Genomic DNA, 21,656 nt, shown 5'->3' with positions numbered 1-21,656 from the left:
TGTTAAAAACTGTACCTCAATCCCAATTGCATCTGTACCCTGGAACTAAAATAATCGATACTGTATGGCTGACCAGGGTTATTGAAGGTAAATACCGGATAGTTGCCTGCATTTTGCTGTGGAGGGAACAAAGTTGGGGTTAAACCTACACTACTGGTGGAGTTAAAGGTATTTGGCGAGAAATACTGTACACCCCAGGTTTTATTGATGAGGTTGGTCAGGTTGATGATATCTACATTTAAGCTCAGCGACTGCGATTTATCGCTATTTACAAACAGCTCATGTGCCAGATGCAGATCGGCCTGTACATTCCATGGCGTACGCCCTTTGTTACGCTCGGTAAAATCACCTCTGCGGCGGCTCAGGTATTTGTTGCCATCAATAAACTGGTTAAAGGCTGCCGCCTGTTGAGCGGCCGTTTGCGCAGGCAGATCTTTAAAATAACGGATGGCTTCTTCGCGCAACGGAATATAGGCCAAACTTACCTGTTGCGATAAACCCTGGATGCTGTTGTTTACGATACCATAACTAAACGGACTGCCCGATTGTGCGCTGAAAAACAAACTTACCGTAGTCCTCCCGGCTTTTTCCCACTCATGGTTATAGCCAATACTGGACACGATGCGGTGACGGGTATCGAAATTACTGTAACTTAAAGCCGGGTTATTGGGTACAAGGGCCTGGTTTAACTGCCAGTTACTTTCCATGGAGTTCCGTACGCCATTACTTAAATCTTTCGATTCGCCGTAGGTATAAGAAGCTGTAACGTTCAATGCTTTGATAAAAGTTTTGGTTACTGTTCCGGTAAGGCTATAACGATAGCCCTGGCTGGTATTGCTTAATAAGTAAATGTTCGAAAAACGGGAATCTACCGTTCCGCTGTAAACCGGTTGTTGTTTCTGTTTATCATAACCATAATACAAGGGGTTATCTTTGGTATTTAACTGCTGAAAGAGCACATCTTTTAAACTTTTGGTGTACATGCCTTCAACCGTAAACCGCCAGTTGTTATCGGTTTCGTAATCGATACCCAAACTTGCACGGAATACCTGGGGCATGACGAAACCATTATCAACCAGATCGATCTGTGTGCGGCCGCTGTTAGGGTTATTGATTACGGCACCGTTCTGCTCAATAAAATTTCCAATTCCGTTGGTACCTGGTTTAATGGCATCGCTGCCTGGTGTAAAGGGCTGCTGATCTGCACGCTGATCGAAAGCGCCAAAGTTATTGCCTGTATTGTAATAAGCATAGGCTAACCAGGCAAAAGGAATACGGCCGGTAAATAATCCTGCTCCTCCCCTTACAATCAGTTTTTGATTGCCCAGCGCATCATACCTGAAGCCTAAACGCGGTGATAACTGTACTTTGTTTAAAAATTTGTTTTCGATGCGGTTAAGCGGTGTGTAGGTATAGGTATTGCCAAAATTTGGGTCGGCCATAATATCCTTTACTTTATCGCTTAAGGACGGCATGGTTGGCAGATTCACCATATCGGCACGTAAACCTGGTGTAATGCTCAGTTTATCGCTGATCCTGATTTCATCCTGCACATACAAGCTGTACATGTTTACATTAAAATCGGCAGCGGGATTGGCCAAAAGATAATCTCTGTTGTTATTGGTGTAATTGTAACTTCCCCTCACACGGTATGGATTGTTGCTGATAAAATCTTCAATGCTCTGGTAATCAACACGACCGTTCCAGGCATTAACAAAGCCATACTGAATGTTATAAAGCTCATTATGCGTACCCACTAAGATTTTATGGCGTCCTTTGGTCCAGTTTAAGTTTGCGGTAAATTCCCATGTTTTTTGTTTCATGTTGAAGATACTCGCTTCGCGGTCGGTACCCAGATAAATGGTGGTTCCGGGCGTACGGCCCATAATCTGTACCTGCGGTAATGTAGGATCGCTTAAAGGATCGCGGCTATCGCTCACATGCGTAAAACCCACCAATAAATTTCCAGAGAGTTCGTTATTGAAACGGCTTTTTAACTCGGCAACGGTACTGCTTTGGTTATTTTTCTGTTCAAAAGCCATACTGCTGAAACGGAAATCCTGCTGATCGCGATCCATGTGCGTGGCCTTACTAAAAATAGTATTGTTCCTGATGGCCAATTGATGTTTATCGCTGATATTCCAATCCAACCGGTTAAAAAATTTCTGTGATCTGTTCGAATTGGTGTATACTCCTGCTGTACCTGCATCGAAAACATTGCCATAACGGCTTTTAACCGCATTACCGATTAAATCAGCATCGGCTACGCTGAGGATATGGCTTGTTTCTGCTGTACCTACGTTCAGCTGGGTAGGATCCTGGCGGTGGGTAATCTCCTCATTACTAAAAAAGAAGAGTTTGTTTTTGATAATCGGGAAACCGATGCGCACACCTGCCTGGTAATCCTGGAAATCGCTGTTCATTTTACCCAGACTGCCCACTCTATCATTCCCGGTTATTGCAGCATTTCTGCCGAAACCATAAACCGAGCCGCTAACTTTATTGGTACCGCTCCGCGTTACAGCATTTACAGATCCCCCGGTAAAATTTCCGATTTTCACATCAAACGGGGCCAGGTAAACCTGCATATCCTCAATGGCATCTAATGAGACAGGGTTTGTTCTTGTACTGCTCCCGTTCATACCTGATGTACCCGTCTGGCCGCCCAGCGAAGGACTAAAACCAATGGCATCGTTATTTACGGCTCCATCAATGGTTACGTTGTTGTAACGGAAATTGGTTCCACCGAAACTATTATCGCGGCTTCCCTGTGGGGTTAACCGGGTAATATCGGTGATGCTCCGGTTAATGGTGGGCATATTTTTGACCTGTTCGGCACTGATATTTTTACCAGTCCCATAATTATCGGCCTTTTGTTTGGGTTTTGCCCTACCCGATACCATTACCGTACTTAGTTCCTGCGCATTTTCCTGCAGCACAAAGTTAAGCTGCTGGCTACCGCCTAAACGTACCGAAACATCATTCAGTACCTCTGTTTTCATCCCGGTGGTAGAGACAGTTACCGTATAGGGTGAACCGATGCGTAAATTGTTTAAAAAATACCGCCCATCGGCATCGGCAGAGATGGCATAACGTGTTCCCGAAGGCGTATGGATAGCCACAATGGTTGCACCGGGAATAACAATTCCTTTTGCATCTTTAACCTGCCCGGTTAAGGATCCGCTGGTTTCTTGCGCCATACCGCAAAAGGACATGAACAGGAAAGCACAGAGCATGATTATTTTAAGCCCAGCCTGTTGCAGTGAAAACACCTCCTGCAAAAAGACGGGTGTTGGATATATGTTTTTCTTCATCAGTTTAATTTTAATTGCTTAAGGTTTCCTGTTGGGTAATCCGTAAAGCACCATCTATAATATGTAATACGCCATTTCCAGCCAGGATATCCTGTTTAACCAGTTTTACTGCCGTTGTATTTCCGATTCCCCTTAAGGTTATGCCATTAAAACTACCCGGAACACTAGAATCTGGTGTTAAAGTCATGGTTACCGAATTACCATCGAGCATGGCCTGACGGCTGGTATTGGACGATCCGGTACTGAGGATATAATCGTAAATAAACCGCCTGTCTTTTACGATATGGTAATTTACCAGGCGTTTCAACACCTCTACATCAGTATTATTGATCTGTTCTACGCTGGCATAACCCATGGCCTGCATGGCCTGGTTGCTGGGCGCAAAAATGGTATAAGGCCCTGCCCCATTAATGGTTTCGAGCAAACCAGAACTTTTTAAAGCCTGTGTAAAAAGGGTAATGCTCGGCTCAGCGGAAACGGCATCGCCAAGTAAATCGTGCAGATAAGGACTTAACACACGATTAAGTACCTGGATCAATCCATTTGATGCCGGGATATTCTGCGAGATAATACGCGAACCGTTTAAGGTTAACACAGTATCGGTTCCCTTGATCCAGTGTGTGGCATACAATTTACCCCCGCGCGAGCGCAATTCCTGGTTAAACAGGTAGGGCAGTTTGTTCAGCTCGTATTTTCCATCCAGGGTATGATATTGGGCAATACGCGAAATGATGGTGGGGTTTGCGGTGAGTACACTTACCGCATTTGCATAACCCGACAGAGAAAATGCCGCATCAGACGGAACTAGAGCTGTATAGGGCCCTGCTCCTTCCTGTAAAGTTTTATCAAGCCCACTGCGTTTTAAAGCGGCGCTAAAGGCCGATAGATTAAAATTATCGGCAATAACGAGGTTAATTTTATTGTTGTCGTAATCGCTTATTTTATTTTCATCTTTACTACACGATGTACCCAAAATGGCCATCAGCAATAAAGAAAATAAGGTATTCTTATGGTATTGGTTAAATTGCTGTGCCATGTTCTATTTAAGTTTAAATCCTTTGGGGAAAAGTAGGCGGTCTACTACATGTATTGGTCCGTTTAGCGTATTGATATCCGTATCAACAACGTTTGCCGCAGGATACTCAGAACCCTTTACTTTAAGCTGAACATTATTATTGCTGAGTGAAAACTCCAGTGGCATGGTATAGGCATATTCTACCGGAGGATTTCCGCCAATATTAACCGGATAAGTATTGAGTGCCGGGCGCAGCACATTACTATAAAATACCGTTGCATTATTCATGGTCTTATCACCGCCTGCAGTTACAGGCTGAAACATCCTGCCCCAGTTACGGTGAAAATTGTACACGGTATCCATCGGGAAAGCACCTGTTGCCGAATAGGTATTTTCATCAAAAAAAACCCCGTCCATACTGCGTTCGTTAAATTTCAGGATATCAGCAACGGTTTGAAATCCGGCCTGATGAAAAGCTTCATCAGTTGGGGCAAACAAAGTGGAGACCGTAATATTTGGTCCTGTATAACCAGGATATGGAGGTGTTTCTATTCCCCAATCCTTTTTATAATAAAGACGGTTGTAGGCATAGTCTCTCATAATATCCTCAGGCGCTAACCTGTCCCCGAACACGGCCTCAATATCGTCGCCAATTTTATTCAGAAAAAGCTCATCTGCCAGGCGCTGCGATTCGATGAACATATTAAACCTACCATCGGCTTTTAAAGCTTCCAACATGGTTTTTGTAGGTCTTTCTACAGCTTTTTCCATAATGTAAAGTCCGCCGTTGGTGGCAGGCAGGTAATTCAACTTACCCACATTTTTACCGTTCATCAGTAAATCTTCACCTTTTAGCCCTACATAATGCCTGTAATAGTATAAATCATACTGACTATTGCTTTCGGCATTGTCATAATACTTTACATACAAACCGGGATGGAGCAACAGGCTTTTTACCATAAAATTATCGCTCCTCAGTTTCAATTCATCCTTGGTCACCGGGCCAATGGTGGTATAAAACATCATCAAACTATCCAATTCTTCTACGGGCATCTGATTAATGGCACTGGCGCTTAAACCTGCAGCCTGCATGGCAGCATCGTTCGGTGCGAAAACCGTAAATACCACTTTGCTCCCTTGTTGCTTAAGGATATTTTTGATATTGCTTTTTTGCCAGGCACTGTAAAACAGTTTTGCAGGCGAAGCAGTCAGCAGCTGTTCTACAGTTTGTGTAGCGTCGCTTTGATATGGAACCTGGGTTCCTTCAGGATCGGGTATAAATTCCGTTTTGGAGCAGGCACCTAAAAAGAGGATAAATGCCCATAAAACGAATACCCAAAAGTTTTTTAAATTTCTCATATTCATGATGATATATTATTTCTTGATCGCTTGCTCTGGCCTAACCAATCCACTGATTAAGTGATGGACAATGCCGTTGCTACACAGGTTATCGTTTTTTGCGGTTAAATTGCTGGTTACCGAGTTTAAGATGACATCAGAAACCGTGTTACCGCTACGCAGCGTAAGGGAATAACCCAGCTTAAATTCTGGATATAACTTCCCCCCTCCGAAATTCATGTAATAGCTATCTTTTTTAAGGAAATAGTTATAGACGCCGTTAGAATTGATTAGTGAAAACACCTGGGAATCGGAGATAAAAAAGTGCCTGCCGTATAAAATGTAAGCCCCAAAAAGGCGGTCACCAATGTATTTACCGGTCTCTAAGGTATTTAAAGAAGCTTCAGTAATACCCACATTTTCGAGGGCCTGGTTATTGGGTGCAAAAATGGTGAATGTTTCTCCGGTGGCCAGCTGATCCCACAGGTTAAACTTTTTTAGTCCTTTAACAAACACACTGTAATCGGCATGTTCTGCCAGCCACTGCTGTACCGTTTTGTTAAAGTTTGGTTTCATTACATTATCAATTAAATGCAGTACGCCATTGGCTACAACCACATCTTTCCTGATCACTTCCACCCCATCAATGTAAAGCTCGTTTACCTCACCTCCACTGGGATTAAAAGCCGCCCGTGACAGATAGAGTTCCGAACCGCTCAGCGTGGCATAACGTATATCTACCCCATTGCTCGGCATATCATTTACCATCAGTTTACGGGGCAGAATATGATAGCCGATTATTTTTTTTAAACTATCAACATTCATTTTGTCAAAATCGGCCGTGCTGTAAATACCCAGGCGGTTAAAAGCTTCATCAGTTGGTGCAAACACGGTAAAAGGTCCGGCTCCGTTTAACTGTTCGGTATAGCCTGTTTTTTTGAGTGCGGCATAAAAAAGGCGCATTTCGTAATTGTTCTTCACAAAATCAGCTGCCGGACGAATGTTTTCGTTGGGTAAGGCTACCGATAAATCATCGTGTTTACAGCCTGTAATAAAAAGCAGCTGTAAAGCCATTGCCAATGCAAAAAGCATTTTCCCTATATGTAAAACCGGTTTGCTATCCTTTACATTATTTAGTTTTTTCATTGAAATCATGTTTTTAATAAATGGGCGGTGCATATTTTCGTTGAATGGTGGTTAAATAAACCCTGCCATTAACCACTTCGATGGTATTAACCGTGGCAAAAGTTTTAGGGTTATTTACACCTGAATGGATGTTGACCAGCAAATTGGGCAGTATGGCCGCATTGTCGTTGCTCGTCATCTTTACTTTGCCATTCTGCAAACAGTTAACCGAAACCCAGTTGCCCCCGTTATCGGTTGAGGCTTCGTAAAAAGGATTATTGGAAACATCCATCCCCGGCACAAAAAAATCGAACCTTTGCCACATATTTGTGGTGATGCCATTGCCGGTATTACTTGCCCAGACCGGGAAACTTACATAAGGATTTACATCACTTATTGCCGTATTCAGTTTAACATTGGCAATATATTTTCCCTTAAAACCAGGTATAGTGGCTGCTCTGGCGCTCAAAATACTTTGATCTTCGTAAAGCGACAGAAAAACATTCATTTCATCTTTCATTCCACCCTGAAAACTGGCCATCAAATAATCTTGGGCCTTAAGCGATTTATCGGCTTCCCAATAGCCTTTGGCGCTCATGTTGTAAAAGTTCACATAGGTAAGCGAATCAGATAAAGGCAGCTTTTGAAAAATCTCCTGACGGAGTAAAAGACCAGTTCTTTTGGTTACAAAATCTTTTTGCAGTACGTGCAGGGTATATACCTCTTTACTGGTGAGATTAAGTACGGTATCGATCAGGATATCTTTTTTTAGCTGGTTCTCCAATTGAAAAAAGGGCACTGTATTTTTCGGGCGGTAAGCAAACATGATCCGCATTTTGCCTGATGGCACCTGTGCCCAGCTGCTTAAATCGAAACCGTTTAAAATGGGCCCAACCAATACATTTTCCTTTCCCGGATATTCTGGATTGTTAACCGATGTACTGGTACCAATATGTGATGGATATGGAGGTGCGTAGGCATCACGCTGATCTAAAAAGTCGCCTACAATTTCGGCGCTTGTTGGTATGCCGTTAGCATCCAATACCGGATTGATGAGCATGCAAAAAAACGGCACTTTATTGTCCTTACTGCCAAGCGTTTGTATATAATTAAGGTTATTGAATACCCTCAAATATGCCGGATCGTCGATCTTAGAGTATTCTACCTTAACGCAACCCGAATTGAGCAACAGAAAACACACAGCAAAAAGCCATGCCCACTGTAGAAATCCGGTTTTTATCATTCTCTGATTTAATCTCTCGTTTTTCATTATTTGTTGTGTTTGATAATGATCATTCTTGCTTTATTTGCAGGTGTACTGCCTGTGCCCGACTGGCCGATAAGGCCCACAGTATAAATTCCAGGCTCTTGTACAGGCAATCCGCGCCCTACTTTCTGATAAAGGTTTTTGTCGGCAATAAAGGCATCGCTTTTTAACACCTCGATATCATTGGCCCATATACCCGGCACCACATTGGGTTTAGAACGATAGGCCATAATTTCGAATGCTTTTTGTGTGTAGACATTGCTGATATAAGGACGTTCGAACAAGGGCAGACCAGGTTGAAGATTAACACCCGCATTCGCGTTATCATTTCCTCCGGCTGAAGATTGCCCGTTGCTTTGTGTAAAAGTGATATAAGGGTTGCCTGTTGAAAGATTTAAAAACCTTTTAAAGAAGAAATAATAGTATTGATTGCGGCTGTAAGTCGCATCGTCTTCTGCCCCTAGATAGGTTACACCACTTAAATCGTTGGCTACCAGGAGTATTTTTGGCGCATCTGATTGATCGGGATATAACCATGCGGTATAGTTTTGCGCCGGACGAAGCACCTGACTGGTACTGGCAATGGTTTTGCCCGATGCATCTACAGCCTCAACGGTGTGACTGCCCTGGATCAGGTTTGTATATGCGCCAGCCGTACCAAAAGCTAAATTGCTGGTTATTGTTTTTCCATCTACCTTAAAACTTACATTTTGCGCTGCCAGGCCGTTTACGCCCTGTACCCTGAAATAAGTAGTATTGGCCGATGGACTGTTATCGCTAATTACCTGAAAGGAATTTTGATAGGTTGATGCCGTTTCATCAACTTCGTTAATCAAGTAATCAAATTTTTGCGGCGCAATTAAAATGGTGTAAATCCCTCCTGGCTGGTAAGTTTGGATGGGTGCATAAGTTTGTTTGGTCGAATTCATCAAATTAACAGGAATGCTTGATGTAGGCGGATCAATCAGCGTTATGGCATCTAAACCTGCGCCTAAGGCTGGCATCTGTCTGCCATCAGCCATGAGTATTTTAAACTGATAGGTTCCGTAAGGCAGTTCTATATATTCTGAAGTTTTGATTGCCGAACTGATATTATTGGTCTTTGCATCAACCAAAGTGCCATCGGCATAAGCCAGCGATACGGCTCCGCTTAAATCTTCCTGCATGCCACTACTGTTAACTGCAGGATTTTTAATTGTTCCGGAAAGGTTTACAATCCTGATTTTAAAATAATCGGGTTTCGAAGCTACCGAAACACCTCTTTTTACGGGTACCACTTCTTGCTGACCATCCATTGCAAAAGTTGGCAACAAAAAATAATCGGTTGGATTGCTGTAATCGTTTTTTACATCGAGTTTTACATTGCTGGCAAATACAGGGGTATAACTTCTTACTGTAAAATCGAGTTTTGCAGTTTCCTGTGCATTAAACAGGTCTTGCGGAACAAACCAGGTTTTTCCCAGCTGTCCGTTCGATGGAAAATAAGAGGTACCCGGATACTGCTGACTGTTCGGTTTGTTAGGTTCCCTCACGATAAAATTGGTCAGACTATCGCCATTGGCAATCACCTGGTTAAAACCTGCTACATTAATAATGCGGGTGGTTGAGTTGGTCCGGTTCTGGGTTAAAACTCTGTTGTCTGTCTCAAAATCTACCTTGTCCTTTTTACAGGCCTGAAACAGCAGCATCATACTGAAGCAGAGCAGACTAAAGCATTTATAATTTATCTTATTCATTATTTAAATAGATTATAGGTAAAGCCTAACATAATTTCGGCACCGCGGGTATAACTTCGGTTGATATACTCGTTGCCATACCATTTGCCGCCTGTTTGCGGGTTCGCATACACGGTTTTGATATCGGGATTAAGGATGTTTTTGGCATACCCCTTAAATTTGACACTTTTGGTCAGGCGCTGACTGAATACAAAATCTAAAACAGGCACCGGACGGGTATATAAGTCGGGTTCGCCGGTGAGGTTAATCTGTACCAAACGTTCGCCCACTACATTAAAGGTTAGGGTAAAATCAGAGCCCGATTTTGGGTTTTCGTAATTTAACCAGGCATTGATGGAATAAGGTGCCTGTTCAAAAAGCGGACTGTTTTTTGGCGTATAACGATCGAGCGATCGGATGGCTTCGTAACGTTCAGGTGTTTTTTTAATGTCGCTCTGTGCCAGCAACAAGTTAGAACCGAAATAGAAATTCTTCAATGGATCCCAGATATTGCCCAGGCTTTTCACTACCTCTAATTCAAGTCCCCACACCCGGCCTACGTTAGGATCGTTCTGGAACTGAATGGTTGGAAACTCGGGATAGGTAGCGGCTAAACCAGCAGTTTGCAAGCTAAAAACTTTTACCAGTTGGTTTTCTATGCGTTTACCAAATGCCGAAACGGCAAGCACCTCTCCTTTTGAAGGAAACCATTCCCACCTGAAATCGAGGTTTTGGGTAAATTGGTTTTTAAGGTTTGGATTACCAACAACTAAACCCATCTGAAAGGCATCAAATTCGAAAACATTAGTGATTTCCCTTAACTCAGGGCGGGCCAGCGTTGTATTATAAGCAGTCCGGAAATTCATGTTATCGTTTAGCGTATAGGTTGCGTTAACCGAGTAAAATGGTTTATAACCTGTTTTATATACCGAGTTTGGATTTATCGGGTTTAATGGGATTTTGCTTCCATTTGCACCGCCTGCGGTTAGCGAAGGATCTAAAAATACACCCGAGGTATCAACCGAAGAACCAATATTGGTCATTTCGAAGCGGACACCGCCTGCAATACGCAGTTTTTCGGTCAGCTTTAAATCGAGCATGCCATAAAAAGCATTGGTTTCGAAATAACCTGTATAATTATTGGGCGATTTCTGACTGTTATATAAAAACCCGCCAATCGGCATCATGCCTTCACCCTGATTTCCGGCAGGCAATTTAACACCGATAAATTCGCTGCTCAACAGGCGGTTCAGGTTGCCTTCGGCACCGTAAAGCGGTAAGGCCCTATTGCTGGTGAAGTTAGATCCCGGCAGAAAGAGCTGGTTTTCACTAAAATCACGGTCTCTGAACAAATAATTTACACCAGTTTTTAGCTCCTGTTTTTGTCCGAACAGTTTAAAAGGGATACTTAAATCGCCTTTATAATTGTAATTTTTCTCATCAAGGTTCCTCCATCTTCTTCCGTTAGGCTCGGCCTGGATAATGCCGTAAGGACCAAAACCATTTACATAACCTGAGGTTAAGGCATAAAGATGTTTGGTATAAACAGTTGCCGGCGCATTACTTCCTGTTCCAACGGTATAGTAACCACCACCCCTCGGGCTGTAGTCGGCTAAACTGGCAAAACGGAAATCAGGATCATTCTGTTTCGACCGTGAACTGGCCACATTATAACTTAAACGTGGCGATAATTCTTTATCAAAAAATTTATGCTCGCCCTGTAAGTTAAAAGTGTTGAGGTTACGGAAGGTTTGTTTTAACGAATAAGTTGTTGTTTTAACCTCTCCAGGTAATCCCGTATATTCGTAGCGGCCAGCTAAATTAGTGGCTTTGGTTTCGCCGCCCCAGCTGCCCAGGTATTGCATGCTGATTTCGTTACGTTTATTAAACTGATAAGTAACGCCCACCAAAGTGCCATAGTTTAACGTTTCTACACCTGTGTTTTCTTTATAAGTTTGATATTTACCCATAAATAAACTGTTTGGTGTAATGTAGTTTGGAATATTACGTGGACTGTACACATCTGGGTTACCGGTAACCACGCCCTGGTAAATGCTATACTGGGTTAAATCGCCTCCGCTGATATCGGTAATGCGGCGATAATAATTTCCGCCCATAATTAAGCCCAGTTTATGCTTTTTAAAAATATTAAAGCTATTGCCATAGGTAGCCGAATACAACTGGTTTAGCGGTGCTTTTTTGTACTGCGTAGTCATTACCGGATCGAAAGACTGCATGATGTTGTTGATGCGGTTGACTTCCTGGTAGGCTGTCGGGCTATAATTGCTGTTGGCAATCATGCTCTGTATAGACCCCAAACCATTTGGATATTGGCTGGCGAGGTTTTTAAATTCGCTGCTTAAGTTTTTATTACTGATTTTATTGCCAAATGCCCCCATATCGCTGTTCCAGAAGCTATTGTACTGTCCGCCGATACCCACATTTGAGTTTACACCCGACTGGGCAATGATTTCGAAAGTTTCTTTTTCCGGAACAGATTTGGTTTTAAGCTCCACAATACCTGCGGCTGCATCGGCCGGTTTATCGGGGGTTACGGTTTTATAAATGGTAATGTTATCGAGCAGTGATGCCGGAACCAGATCCAAAGGGATCGTGCTTCTGTCAGGATCAGACGAGGCCAAACGTACGCCGTTCAACTGCCCAATTACACTTCTATCGCCCAAACCGCGGATGGCCACGTATTTATCGTCCGTCACCGTAACACCCGACACCCTTTGTAAAGCCTGTGTGGTGGTAATACTACCCGTACGCTCGATTTGTTGAGAAGATATTGCATCCTGGATGATCGACGACTTTTTGCGTTCTTCCAATACGGCCACTTCGGTATTTGCCTTTCTCCTGGCCTGTACCATTACCTCATTTAACTGTGTTGATGAAGCTTTTAAAGCAATGTTCAATACTTTTGTACTGGCATCTACCTTAATTTCGCGACTCATGTAACCCATGTAAGAAATAAGCAGGGTGGCACCTCCCTCGGGAACGGTAATCCTGAAATTTCCGTTCACATCTGTCGAGGCCGCAGCTGTTCCGCCTTTAACCTTTATACTTACCCCGATCAGTGTTTCCCTGGTCTTTTCATCGAGAACGGTTCCGGTAATTAAAATGGGCACAGGTTTTCGGGTAATGACCACATAACCTTCTACAACACTGTATTTGAGGTTGGTATTGGCTAAAATGTTGTTCAATGCCTCCGCAACGGTCATGTTTTCGGTACTGAGGTTTACCTTTTTACTTACCTTGTTCAACAGGTTTACCGCTACATTAATCTGGATATTGCCCTGTTTCTCTACAACAGCCAAACTATTTTCTATCGTTGCAGCTTCAAGTTTGAGTTTGATTTTCCGATTCAGATCCTGACCTGATACATTACTGGCAAAGAGTAGCCCTAAGCCGGTAAGATTTGCAAGGATCACTAGAAAAGAGCATTTCATAAAGAAATAAATTTTATCTGCGGACAGATTGTTATCAGCCACCTGCCTCAGTTTCTTTTTAACATGGTACAAGGCATTATAACATTGCCTTGCATATTGAAAAGAAACATGCAGATGTAATACTTTTTGCATATTTTTGATCATTATGATTTTTCGCCTTTGGGCGGATATTATGAATACTTTATCTCGGGCCGACGGGTCTTCGAAAACAGCCAGTCCGTTGATGATTTACGCGTCCTCCCTCAAAGGGGGACGTTTTTATTTTTAGTCTGTTTGTTACATCCCCATCCTTTCTCTCCTAAAAAATGTTAACATGATTTTGATTGATTTTATATTTAAAGTTGCCTGCAATGCTTAATATCCTGATCAGCTTACTTAAGGGGATATCGGTGGTTAAATTCACCCTGATCTGCCTTTCAGCTACTGCAGAATGATGTATGGTAATGGCAACATTGTAAGTTCTTTCTAAAATAGTGGCAATATCAGCCAGCTTCGTTTTCCTGAATACCAGTTTACCATCTTTCCACCCCATAATATCGCTAACTGGTGTAGTACCGAGTTTGCTTTGCTGGGTTTTCTCATCCCATACCACACTTTGGCCAGGCAACAAGACGGCAATGGGATGTAATACTTTCTTCACCTTCCGGTCTACCCTTACCTTTCCGGTACTGACCAAAACACTCACTGGTTGGTTCATAAAAGCATCAACTTTAAAAGAGGTACCCAATACCCTGGTTACTATATTTCCGGTATGAATGATAAATGGCCTTTTCGGATTTTTGGTGACTTCAAAAAAAGCTTCTCCGCTTAAAGAGATGGCCCGCACATTGGTGGCAAATTTTGCGGGGAAAGAAAGCGTACTGCCTGAGCCCAGATAAACCACCGAACTATCTGGCAGCAGGATTTTGGAACGCTTGCCTTTTGGATTTTCGAAATGTTGGTAAACCAATGCATAAGATTGAGTTTTTTTGCTCAGTCTGGGGATTAACAGTGAAATAGAACCGATAAGCAATAAAATAGCCGCAGCATACGACAAATACCTGCGCAGTTTTATCTTTTTTGATGATAAGGGCAATATATTTCCTTCTGTATTTTCCGCTGATTGTTTTTCGTGGAATTTCGCCAAAGCCTGCTCAAGATCCGGTTCGTGGTATTGATCTACATCTGATGATGCAATCTCGTCCATTACCTCCTCAAAAAGAACAGAAAGGTCACCGGTAGCTAACAGCGATTTTATTTCAGCAGTTTCTTCCGCTGAACATCCGCCATTAATGTATTTTCTGATGAGGGCTTTTTTTTCTGTTCTATGATCCATTGATGTTGTTCTTCAATAGTCATAACACAACTTTTTAAGCGTACCACCTATCAAAAGATAAAAAAATGTCTTTTTTTATTTAAGAAGGCAGAAACAACAGGATATGTGGCGCTAAAAGCAAAAAAAGGGTAAAATCGGCATGTTCTTTTATATGCTTTCGGAAAAAGCTGAGTGCAGCAACCATATAATTTTCTACCGTATTTACAGAAAGATTCATATCGCTGGCAATTTCGGCATAGGTTTTATTTTCTTCCCTGCTCATCTGGAATACTTTTCTGCGTGCAGGACTTAACTCTGCTAGTTTTTCGCGGTAAATTTCTTCAAGCTGTGCATATACCAGCGCATCATCGGCAGGCCTCGATTGTACAGCATCGGCATCGAGCTGTTCATCAAGCTCAACGGTGGCCATTATTTTTTTACGGTAATGATTGTACAATGCATTTTTAACCGCCCGGTAAAGGTATGGAGCCAGATCGGTTTCAATTGAAAGGTCACCCTGTTTTTTCCACAGGCCCAGCATCACATCCATTACCAATTCTTCGGCAACACAGTTATCTTTACTATTTTTTAGGGCATAACGGTATAAGGCTGAATAGTACCGTTTAAAGAGAAGATCGAAGGCAGCAGAACTTCCGTTTTTATGCTTTTTTAATAGTACTGCATCTGATAAATCTTTTATTTCGTTGAACATGCCTTGCGAAGAGAATCTCTGTTCGGCAAAAATAAAACCTATAGCAACGCTGTATATTAAGGCAATATTAAGTTATTGAACATTACTTTATCCTGCAGAATGTGGTGGAAATAAAACAAATAAGCCGCAACATTCGTTGCAGCTTATTTTTACCTAACCAAAACCTAATAGATTTAACCAATATCTATGTCACAAACCTAGAAACTAAACATGAACAAAAAATGAAGTTTCGATCCAGACCAAGTCTGAGTGAATAAATACTGATAGTAAGGATTTAATGGAGTTGTAGAGGAAGGAATCGAACCTTCGGCATGCTACCGGCCAGCGCTCTACACGATCATTTCTTTTGATCGCCGCAAAAGTAGTAAGTCAGCTTGCATTTAAAAGTGCAAAGCAAAAGTTTAACAGTTTGATAATATAGGGCTATTCCTGAGGTTTTGCCGGTCTGTTCAACTTAAACAAACGGTAAATAGCATTAAATTCCTGGCATCATTGGCACTAATAAAATTTGCTATGCCTGCTGAAACAACAAAAGCATCTCAATCCTTTTTTTCACTTTTCGGTATAGCAAGCTATTTTTTTAGGATCCCTCTGTATGTTCACTCAATGAACTGCTTATGACAGCATTTCTGGTAAGTGCCGAAGTGATACTTTAAGCTTGCTTTAGGAGGCATTTGAAACCGGTCTACCGGTCATCGAGTCAATTTCGTTATAGGGCCGAAAGGCAGCAGCAAGTTTGCCTATCTCCTGCTCCGGGATCAATTCTGGATCGTTGAACTGCATGTTCATGATATCTATTGGGATCTCCATCATTCCCTTATCGGTTTTGAGCAGCACATGATCATCAAAAGGCAGTGCAGATTGGAATTCTCCAATCTCAGGTTTAAAAATGGTCAATCTGATCAGTAGCTCGTAGTAAAGAAAAAGGGGAAATTTCATTGGCACAAAGTTACCTAATAATGAATTTAATGTTAAATTATCATTATAACAAGATAAAAAGGATCCTTAACAATGAATTAACCTGCCTGTAATTTAACACTAATTAAATATCCCAAAGAAAAACAGATTTAAAAAGAGTCCAATGCTTAATATTCCTTCTCAGACCTTTGATACCTGAACGCAAAATAACCCCGAGTATTTAATATTGAGTTAATATGGGTATCGTTTCTGAATTTTAATTTTGACGCGATAATTTTATGGGCGAAAACAATACTGCCGGTTTTAACAACAATGAAGAAAAGAGCTTTGATGAAAAATCTTTCGAAGATCTTTATCGCCGTATGTACCCCACGCTGAAAAAGTACGCCATTTACCTGGTAAAGGATATAGAAGATGCACAGCTCGTTCTAAATGACGTATTTATAGCCATCTGGAAAAACAGCACCATGATCGCTGATGAAAAAGCATATCTTTTCCGCGCCGTTAAAAATGCTGCTATCAACTACCATAAAATCCCCAAAGCCAATTTCCTGCGTATTGATAACGAAGAAGAAGCCCCGGAAATTATCGATCTTAAAGAAACGCCGTCACAGGCTTTCCAGAACAAAGACCGGAACCGTGTACTTTATGCACTGATTGATCAGATGCCTGAACGGCGACGGCTTATTTTCTACCTATACCGGATTGATGGCTTTAGTTATAAAGAAATTGCAGCTTTACTCGATATATCGGTGAGGACAGTAGAAGACCACCTGGTAAAGGGCTTTCAGTTTCTTCAGCAAAAAGTATTGCAAAACAGCGCTGAATTCAGGTAAAGCACCGCTTAATAATTTGTTAATATAAAGTTAACAGCTTTCGGCCCGTAGTGCTCCTGCATTTCTTTGTCTCTGTAGATACAAAAGCATGAGAATGGATCAGGAAACCTGGAAATTAGTACTCGAATATTTGGCCGTAAAGGAAGATTTGCGCAGCAGTAAAGCTGAAATTGCACTGCTTGAAAAAAAGCTCAGGGATTGGGTAAGTGAAGATCCTGACCATGAGGAGCAGTTGGAAGAGGTATTATTGTTATGGCAGGATACCGCGCAACTACCCGATGACGGATTGTGGAAGGAAAGTTTTGCCGGCATCAAAGAACAGATAAATCAGACTCCAGTTAGAAAATTCAAAATATTAAAATGGTGGCCGGCGGCAACTGCTGCAGCAATTATTGGCGCACTCCTCTTTTTTATGGCTAGCGATAAAAAGCCATTTCCGGTTAATGAATACCAGGTGGTGTGGACAACCAAAACTGCAGCGCCCGGTAAAATCGTTAATGTACTGCTTCCGGATAGTTCCGAGATCTGGTTAAACTCAGGGAGTAGCATCAGCTTTCCGCAAAACCTGAAACATGCCGGCATCAGAACAGTTAAACTCAATGGAGAGGCTTTTTTTAAAGTAAAAAGAGATCCTGCCCATCCTTTTATAGTAAAAAGCCAGAATATCCAAACCAGGGTACTGGGAACCAGTTTTAACATCCGGGCATGGAAAAATTACAGGCCAGAAGTAACTGTACTCACCGGAAAGGTAGCAGTTTCGAGAGATTCGGCAGGCACACAATCAGCAGCGGTCCACCTTCTTCCAAATCAAAAAGTAATTTACAATATGAAATTGGCACTCCTGGTACGCGAAAATGTAGAAGATGCCAAAACATCAACTGACTGGCGGATCGGAAAAATGTATTTCAATAAAACGCCTATGGAAGATGTATTCCAGACCATATCACGTAAATATGCCCTTAAGGTAGTTTCAGACAGATCGTTCGATAACTGTGAACTGACAGCAAAATTTGATAATGTAAGCATAAAAGAGGTGTTGCGCACACTGGAGCTTACATTTGATATCCATTATACCATAAACAAACAGATTATTTATATAAAAGGAGGTAGATGTAACTAAACACCGAGTAAAAGATAGCTGCAGCATGTTGGCGCATGCCACAGCTAAGAAATTTTAAATTTTATTTTAACCCATCAAGATTAAAACAAACAAAGTTATGAAAAAGTCCGCAGTGACTAGTCAATTAATTTTTAGCGTAATGCGTTTTTTTACCCTTATTTACATCATGCTCTCCACTATGCTCTTTGTAGGGCAGGCATCACCCGTAAATGCACAGCAATTAAACGTTAAAGTAAGTATCAATATCAAAAAGGGATCATTAACGGAACTTTTCAAAACCATAGAAAAGAAAACCGGCCTGTATTTTGTATACACCAACAAAGATGCCATAGAAAAACAAAACCTAAGTGGTTTTAAGGCAGAAAATGAAGCTGTAAGCGCTTTGCTCGACCGGGTATTACCTCCTTTTCAGCTCACCTACCTGATCGAGAAAAACCAGATCATTATCAAAAAGTCGATACGAATTAAAGGTAAGGTAACTGACGAAAAAGGTCTGCCAGTGCCGGGGGTAAACGTAATTGAAAAAGGCAGCAACAACGCTACCAGCACCAACTTAAACGGAGAATTCAACCTGAATGTATTAAATAATCAGGCCTTACTGATCTTTAAAATGATCGGTTATCAAAGCAGGGAGGTTGCCCTGAATGGCGAAACTGAACTAAACATCAGTCTCTCTCCTGATGAAACGGCGCTCTCTGATGTGGTGGTTACCGCCTTAGGTATTAAACGTGCAGAAAAAGCCCTTGGTTATTCCATTGCCACGGTAAAAGGCAGCGATGTAAACACGGTAAAAGAGGTGAATGTGATCAACTCACTGGCCGGAAAAGTAGCTGGTGTAAATGTGGTAAGCACAGGTGCTGATCCCGGATCAAGTTCATTTATCACCATCCGGGGCCAATCATCAATCGCGACAGACAACCAGCCTTTATTTGTGGTAGACGGCGTTCCGGTGGCACATTCTCTTCGTGCAACATCAGAAGTTGGCCGCTCATCGGTTGATTATGGTAGCCCGATTGCAGATATCAGTCCGGATGATGTAGAAAGTATCACCATATTAAAAGGTGCAAGTGCCGCCGCATTATACGGCAGCAGGGCCGGAAGTGGTGTGGTTTTGATTACCACAAAAAGTGGCTCGGTAAATAAAAAGGGTTTAGGGATAAACTTTAACTCAAACGCCATGTACGATCAGGCATGGATGTTCCCACATTTTCAGCATACCTTTGGCGGCGGCGAATATACCGACGACCCTGCATCTTCTACCACCTCTGCATGGGGCCCGAGGCTTGATGCAGGTACAAAACACCTGCAATGGAACAGTCCCCTGGATGCCAGCGGAAAACCAATTGCCACTGATTGGGTATCTCATCCTAACAATCCACAGGATTTTTATGAAACCGGTGCTACCTATACCAACAACATTTCCATCAGCGGAAAAAATGCGGATGGTAATTACCGCTTATCGTACACCAACCTGAGCAATAAAGGGATCGTACCCAATACCGATCTGAAAAGGAATACGCTTAACCTTTCTGCCACCTATGTGCTGCATCCTAAATTAAAGATCAGCACCAATATTGGTTATGTAAACAATAAAAGCGACAACAGGCCATCGGCTTACCGGGAAAGTGTTACGCAGATGCTGTATTCACTTCCACCTAATATGAACATCAATGACCTGAAAAACTACTGGAAACCAGGACGGGAAAACATCGAGCAGTTTTCAGCAGATGATTCTGACAATCCTTATTTTGTAGCTTATGAGCATACCAACGGCTACGACAGGAACCGGTTAACCGGAAATGTACAGGCGGTTTACGACATTACCAAAAACCTGAGCTTAATGGTACGTACCGGACTTGATATGTACAATGAAGCGCACGAAACCAAACGCCCTTTTAGTTCTAAACGGTTTAAATTTGGGGGTTATGGTGTAGATAATTCCTTCTTTAAGGAACAGAACACCGATTTTTTACTGAGCTATAAAAAACTGTTAAATCAGGACTGGTCTTTGAGTCTTTCTGCCGGGGGTAACCAAATGAATCAGACCAACAGGTCAACCGCGCAGAAAACAGAAAGCCTGAGTATTCCGGGTGTTTACAATATTGCCAATGCACAGGCGGGTACCATCGTAAATTCGCAATACAATTCACGCAAACGCATCAATAGTATTTATGGCCTCGGTCAGGTATCGTTCAGGGATATGGTTTTCCTTGATCTTACAGGAAGGAACGATTGGTCGAGTACACTCCCGGCCGGCAACAATTCGTACTTTTATCCTTCCGCATCGTTAAGCACCATCATAACCGATGTGTTCAAGATCAAATCAGATGTGTTGTCGTTTGTTAAACTAAGGGCCAACTGGGCGCAGGTGGGTAGTGATACCGATCCTTACCAATTGTACAATACCATTCCGTTTAACCAGGACTGGGGCGATGTAAAAAGAGCTACCATTGAGTTTAACCTTAAAAACAACTTCCTGAAACCTGAAATTGCTACTTCTTACGAGTTTGGCGGAGACCTGCGCTTTTTTAAAAGCCGTGTAGGCATCGATGTAACCTGGTATAAAACAAACAAAAGAAACCAGATCATTAACATCCCAACCACCATTGCCTCAGGTTCATCCAACCGATTAATCAATGCCGGAAATATCCAGAACAGCGGTTGGGAAATCGGATTAAATGCGGTTCCTTTTGATGGCAGCTTTAAATGGGAAACCAATGTCAACTTCACCAAAAATGAAAATAAGGTCATTGAGTTATCAGACGGTTTAAAAGAATATTCGATGGGCAGTGCCGACGGGGATAATATCCGTTACCTGATTAAGGAGGGTACAAAAATCGGCGACTTCTATACGCCGAGCTATACCAAGGTAAGCAGCGGCCCAAATGCAGGAGCGGCTTTATTGGATAAAACAGGTCATTATATCCGCAACAATAGCGAATACATTAAGGTGGGAAATTATAACCCTGATTTTACCGTCGGCTTTAACAATACCTTCAGCTATCAAAACTTTACGTTAAATGTACTTTTAGACTGGCGAAAAGGCGGTAATTTTTATTCGTACGTGGTTAAAAGCCTGATCAATGCCGGTTTAACCGATAATACCCTGGCTGGCAGGGATGCGGAAACCGGTGGTTTACCATGGACAGATTCGCAGGGTAGAAAACGGAACGATGGGATGATTATTCCCGGTTATATTGCTGATGCAAATGGTAACCTGAGCCAAAACACCGTGATTATTGCAGCTTCTGACTTTTATAACAACACTTATAATAAATACTACGAAAGATTAACGTATTCTGCTTCCTTCCTGAAAATCAGGGAAGCTTCTTTAACCTACGTATTCAACAAAAAGGTAACGGGTAAACTGCCCATCAGTAACCTGTCGTTATCACTTATCGGACGGAACCTGTACACCTGGACCGCCAACGGACTGGGTTATGATCCGGAAACGACCATGAGTGTTACCGAGGGCTTTAAACTCGGCGTAGGCCACTGGACTTTACCGGGTACACGTTCATTCGGTTTTAAACTAAGTTGTAACTTTTAA

Annotated in this window: 13 protein-coding genes; 3 read left to right on the top strand and 10 right to left on the bottom strand. The window is 42.2% G+C overall.

Features of this window, described 5'->3' with window-relative positions; all coding sequences use genetic code 11:
• Nucleotides 1–2 precede the first annotated feature (2 nt).
• The 10 genes from BCL90_RS24860 to BCL90_RS24815 all read right to left on the bottom strand — a co-directional run bounded on the left by BCL90_RS24860 (nucleotide 3) and on the right by BCL90_RS24815 (nucleotide 16,171).
• Nucleotides 3–3,314, bottom strand: coding sequence for a TonB-dependent receptor (locus tag BCL90_RS24860; protein WP_244095137.1), 3,312 nt, complete (start codon nucleotides 3,312–3,314; stop codon nucleotides 3–5).
• Between the two features lie 10 nt (nucleotides 3,315–3,324).
• A complete protein-coding gene (locus BCL90_RS24855; protein ID WP_244095138.1) occupies nucleotides 3,325–4,350 on the bottom strand; it encodes a fasciclin domain-containing protein in 1,026 nt (341 codons plus the stop codon).
• Nucleotides 4,351–4,353: 3 nt separating this feature from the next.
• Complete coding sequence (locus BCL90_RS24850) at nucleotides 4,354–5,688, bottom strand: fasciclin domain-containing protein (protein WP_166792269.1); 1,335 nt, start codon at nucleotides 5,686–5,688, stop codon at nucleotides 4,354–4,356.
• 15 nt (nucleotides 5,689–5,703) lie between these two features.
• Nucleotides 5,704–6,813 carry a fasciclin domain-containing protein gene (locus BCL90_RS24845; protein WP_166792270.1) on the bottom strand — a complete coding sequence of 370 codons (1,110 nt, stop codon included), beginning with the start codon at nucleotides 6,811–6,813 and terminating at the stop codon, nucleotides 5,704–5,706.
• Nucleotides 6,814–6,826: 13 nt separating this feature from the next.
• Nucleotides 6,827–8,062 carry a hypothetical protein gene (locus BCL90_RS24840; protein ID WP_244095139.1) on the bottom strand — a complete coding sequence of 412 codons (1,236 nt, stop codon included), beginning with the start codon at nucleotides 8,060–8,062 and terminating at the stop codon, nucleotides 6,827–6,829.
• Nucleotides 8,062–9,795, bottom strand: a complete 1,734-nt coding sequence (locus BCL90_RS24835) for a DUF4397 domain-containing protein (RefSeq protein ID WP_134380765.1) — start codon at nucleotides 9,793–9,795, stop codon at nucleotides 8,062–8,064. Before BCL90_RS24835 ends, BCL90_RS24840 begins: the two co-directional genes overlap by 1 nt.
• Nucleotides 9,795–13,358, bottom strand: a complete 3,564-nt coding sequence (locus BCL90_RS24830) for a TonB-dependent receptor (RefSeq protein ID WP_244095140.1) — start codon at nucleotides 13,356–13,358, stop codon at nucleotides 9,795–9,797. Before BCL90_RS24830 ends, BCL90_RS24835 begins: the two co-directional genes overlap by 1 nt.
• Nucleotides 13,359–13,524: 166 nt before the next feature.
• Nucleotides 13,525–14,541, bottom strand: coding sequence for a FecR family protein (locus BCL90_RS24825; RefSeq protein ID WP_121287993.1), 1,017 nt, complete (start codon nucleotides 14,539–14,541; stop codon nucleotides 13,525–13,527).
• Nucleotides 14,542–14,620: 79 nt separating this feature from the next.
• Entirely contained in the window at nucleotides 14,621–15,232 is a 612-nt protein-coding gene (locus BCL90_RS24820; RefSeq protein ID WP_121287992.1) for an RNA polymerase sigma-70 factor, read from the bottom strand.
• Between the two features lie 663 nt (nucleotides 15,233–15,895).
• Nucleotides 15,896–16,171: a hypothetical protein gene (locus BCL90_RS24815; RefSeq protein WP_121287991.1), complete on the bottom strand. Its 276-nt coding sequence runs from the start codon at nucleotides 16,169–16,171 to the stop codon at nucleotides 15,896–15,898.
• Between the two features lie 257 nt (nucleotides 16,172–16,428).
• Here BCL90_RS24815 and BCL90_RS24810 point away from each other — a divergent pair, with 257 nt between their 5' ends.
• From BCL90_RS24810 to BCL90_RS24800, 3 genes are all read left to right on the top strand, one after another.
• Complete coding sequence (locus tag BCL90_RS24810) at nucleotides 16,429–16,986, top strand: RNA polymerase sigma factor (RefSeq protein ID WP_121287990.1); 558 nt, start codon at nucleotides 16,429–16,431, stop codon at nucleotides 16,984–16,986.
• 94 nt (nucleotides 16,987–17,080) lie between these two features.
• Nucleotides 17,081–18,106 (top strand): FecR family protein, encoded by a 1,026-nt coding sequence (locus BCL90_RS24805; protein WP_166792271.1) that lies wholly within the window; start codon nucleotides 17,081–17,083, stop codon nucleotides 18,104–18,106.
• 97 nt (nucleotides 18,107–18,203) lie between these two features.
• Nucleotides 18,204–21,656 (top strand): SusC/RagA family TonB-linked outer membrane protein, encoded by a 3,453-nt coding sequence (locus BCL90_RS24800; protein WP_121287988.1) that lies wholly within the window; start codon nucleotides 18,204–18,206, stop codon nucleotides 21,654–21,656.

It is taken from the genome of Pedobacter alluvionis (assembly GCF_003664035.1).
GTDB lineage: Bacteria > Bacteroidota > Bacteroidia > Sphingobacteriales > Sphingobacteriaceae > Pedobacter > Pedobacter alluvionis.
This window is presented reverse-complemented; position numbering and strand designations above follow the sequence as displayed.